Annotated in this window: 1 protein-coding gene; it reads right to left on the reverse strand. The window is 39.9% G+C overall.

Going from position 1 to position 606, the window contains the following annotated elements:
- A partial coding sequence (locus DAI17_RS20775) for a S1 RNA-binding domain-containing protein (RefSeq protein ID WP_159081703.1) occupies positions 1 to 606 on the reverse strand: 606 nt, incomplete at both ends.

A 606-nucleotide genomic window follows, 5' to 3' on the forward strand; every position in this document is an offset into this window, starting at 1 on the left:
GTCACGAGTTGCTTCGTTAGCACGGATAAATGCTTCCACGCCGCCTTCTAATTCAACTTTAACGCCTTTCGCATCAACTTCTACAACTTTACCAGTCAAGATTGCACCTTTTTTAGTGCTTTCTACGAAGTTAGTGAACGGATCCGATTCTAATTGTTTGATACCTAAAGAAATACGTTCTTTAACCGCATCAACTTGTAATACAACAGCTTCTACTTCGTCACCTTTTTTGTAGTTACGAACAGCTTCTTCACCTGTCGCATTCCAAGAAATGTCAGATAAGTGAACTAAACCGTCGATACCGCCTTCAAGACCGATGAAGATACCGAAATCAGTGATAGATTTGATTTTACCTGTCACTTTATCGTTTTTGTTGTGAGTTGCTGCGAAGTGTTCCCAAGGGTTTGCTTTACATTGTTTTAAACCTAATGAGATACGACGACGTTCTTCATCAACTTCAAGAACCATTACTTCAACTACATCGCCTACGCTAACCACTTTAGACGGGTGAATGTTTTTGTTTGTCCAGTCCATTTCTGAAACGTGAACTAAACCTTCAACACCGTCTAAAATTTCAACGAAGCAACCGTAGTCGGTTAAGTTAGT

It is taken from the genome of Nocardioides sediminis, from assembly GCF_003047295.1.
Classification (GTDB): Bacteria; Actinomycetota; Actinomycetes; order Propionibacteriales; family Nocardioidaceae; genus Nocardioides; species Nocardioides sediminis.